Below are 2,518 nucleotides of genomic sequence, written 5' to 3' on the forward strand. Positions count from 1 at the left end.
TAGAATCGCAATCGACTCTAGCGCGCGCCGCGACAGGAGGCGAGCGGCCGGCAGAAAAGGCTGGAGACGAACGCCGCCGATTGCGGCTTTTCCGGCGCTTTCGCCATGCGGCGAACGTTCTTGCGCGCGCGCCGGGCGCGACGCCGGCGCGCTATCGGCGCGAATTTCGCGGCGGCTGAGCTGTTTCCTGCGACATTGGCGCCCTTTCAATGCGGGCCGGAAAACGATAAAGCAACGCGCATGATCTGGCTTGTTTTCGCGCTTCTGACCGGCGCCGCCGTCCTCAGCATTTTATGGCCTCTGTCGCGTCCGGCGCCCAAACCGCGCGAGGATCCTGCCGACGTCGCCTTTTATCGCGCCCAGATCGCCGAGATCGACGCGGAATTTGCGCGCGGCGGGCTGGCCAAGGATCAGGCCGAAGCCGCCAAAGCGCAGGCCGGGCGGCGCCTGCTCGCGGCCGCCTCCGGCGAGGTGGCGTCGGCCGATTCCCCGAAGGCGCGCCGGATCGCGGCCGCTCTGGCGCTGGTCGCGGCGCCGGCCATCGCGCTCGGGCTTTACGCCAGGATCGGCCGTCCCGAACTGCCCGACATGCCCTTGCAGGCGCGGATGACCGCGGCGCCCGGCGAGCAGGATTTCTCCGCCGTGATCGCCAAGATGGAGGCCCATATCGCCGCCCATCCCGACGATGGCCGCGCGCTGGAGCTGATGGCCCCGGTCTATCTGCGCATGGGCCGCTATGACGACGCCGTGAACGCTTACAGGAAGGCGATCGTCCTGCTCGGCGAGACGCCCGAGCGCCTGCTGCGCTACGCCCAGGCTCTATCCTACGCCAATGACGGGACTACGCCGCCGGAAGCGGTGGCGCAGCTCGAACGCGCGTTGCAGCTCGATCCGAAAAACGCCGGCGCGCGTTTCTATCTCGGCCTCGCCGCCGCGCAACAGGGCGACAAGGCCAAGGCCCGCGCCTTGTGGACGGCCCTGCTGGACGAACTGCCGCCGGATTCCAGGGGGCGGCGGGAGATCATCGAAAAGCTCGCCATGCTCGACGCGCCGGCCGAACAGGGACCGGCGCCGGCGCCCGGCGAGGGCGCCGCGCCTTCGAAGGACGCGGCGGCCGCCGTCGCCGCCCAGCCCGTCGACGAGCAGCAGAAGATGATCCGCGGCATGGTGGACCGCCTGGCGCAGCGCATCGCCGCGCAGGGCGGCAGCGGCGACGAATGGCTGCGCCTCATTCGCGCCTATAAAGTGTTGAATGAACCGGACAAGGCGCAGACCGCCCTCGACGAGGCGCACAAGGCTTTGTCCGGCGACGCGGCGTCGCAGCAGAAGCTCGCCGCGCTGGCTCAGGAACTGGGGCTCCGGGAAACGGGACAAAAGATCCAATGACGCGCAAGCAGAAAAGACTCGCCCTGATCGGCGGCGCCCTCGGCGTGCTCGGCCTCGCGGTCGGGCTCATGCTGTTCGCTCTGCGCGACAATGTGGTGTTTTTCTACGGCCCGACCGAAATGGCGGAAAAGCATGTCGGCCCGGGCCAGCGCCTGCGCATTGGCGGTCTGGTAAAGGCCGGCAGCCTGGTCCATCTCGAAGGCAAGAACATCACCTTCGCCGTGACCGACGGCAACGCCGATGTGCCCGTGGCCTATACCGGGCTGGTGCCCGATCTTTTCCGCGAGGGGCAGGGCGTGGTGGCCGAGGGCGCGTTGGACAAGGCCGGCGTGTTCCAGGCCGATTCCATCCTCGCCAAACATGACGAGCGCTATATGCCGCGCGAAGTCGCCGATGCTTTGAAGAAACAGGGCGTCTGGCAGGAGGGAAGCGCCGCTGGCGCGGCCACGGGCTCGAAAACAGCGGCGGGAGGCGCGCCATGATCGTCGAAATCGGCCACTATGCTCTGGTTCTCGCCTTCGCGATGGCGATCGTGCAGACGGTGCTGCCGTTCTGGGGCGCCCGCGCCCGCGAGGCGCGGCTGATGGCTCTGGCGCGGCCCGCAGCGCTGACGCAATTCGCCTTCGTCGCTTTGTCCTATGCGGCTTTGACCTATGCCCATATCGTGTCGGATTTCTCGCTGGCCAATGTGATCGAGAACTCCCATTCGACCAAGCCTTTGATCTATAAAATCTCCGGCGTCTGGGGCAATCACGAGGGCTCCATGATGCTGTGGGTCCTCATCCTGACGCTGAGCGGCGCCGCCATGGCGGCCTTTTCGCGCGCCATTCCGCCGCGCCTGCTGGCGGATGCTTTGTCGGTTCAGGGCGTGCTCGGCGCGGCTTTCCTGCTGTTCATCCTGCTGACCTCCAATCCCTTCGCGCGGGTGGCGCCGGCGCCGATGGAAGGGGCCGATCTCAATCCGATCCTGCAGGATCCCGGCCTCGCCATTCATCCGCCGCTGCTCTATCTCGGCTATGTCGGTTTCTCGATCGTGTTCTCGCTGGCGGCGGCGGCGCTGATCGGCGGGCGCATCGACGCCGCCTTCGCGCGCTTCATCAGGCCGTGGACGCTGGCCGCTTGGTGTTTCCTG

At 67.5% G+C, this 2,518-nt stretch carries 3 protein-coding genes; all 3 read left to right on the forward strand.

Translation table 11 applies throughout. The features are described 5' to 3' along the window. Positions 1-240 precede the first annotated feature (240 nt). Positions 241-1,386, forward strand: coding sequence for a c-type cytochrome biogenesis protein CcmI (gene ccmI / locus ACE3S9_RS12615; RefSeq protein ID WP_374546817.1), 1,146 nt, complete (start codon positions 241-243; stop codon positions 1,384-1,386). Then, positions 1,383-1,868 (forward strand): cytochrome c maturation protein CcmE, encoded by a 486-nt coding sequence (gene ccmE, locus ACE3S9_RS12620; protein WP_374546818.1) that lies wholly within the window; start codon positions 1,383-1,385, stop codon positions 1,866-1,868. The genes ccmI and ccmE overlap by 4 nt, the downstream gene beginning before the upstream one ends. Further along, positions 1,865-2,518: cytochrome c biogenesis protein CcsA (ccsA, locus tag ACE3S9_RS12625; protein WP_374546819.1), on the forward strand; the 654-nt coding region annotated here is incomplete at its 3' end. The genes ccmE and ccsA, both read left to right, overlap by 4 nt.

Source organism: Rhodoblastus sp., assembly GCF_041915505.1.
Taxonomy (GTDB): domain Bacteria; phylum Pseudomonadota; class Alphaproteobacteria; order Rhizobiales; family Beijerinckiaceae; genus Rhodoblastus.

What these genes read in the sequence shown, in the direction of transcription:
- ccmI (WP_374546817.1), top strand. Translation starts at nt 241, where the DNA reads ATGATCTGGCTTGTTTTCGCGCTTCTGACCGGCGCCGCCGTCCTCAGC.
- ccmE (WP_374546818.1), top strand. Translation starts at nt 1,383, where the DNA reads ATGACGCGCAAGCAGAAAAGACTCGCCCTGATCGGCGGCGCCCTCGGC.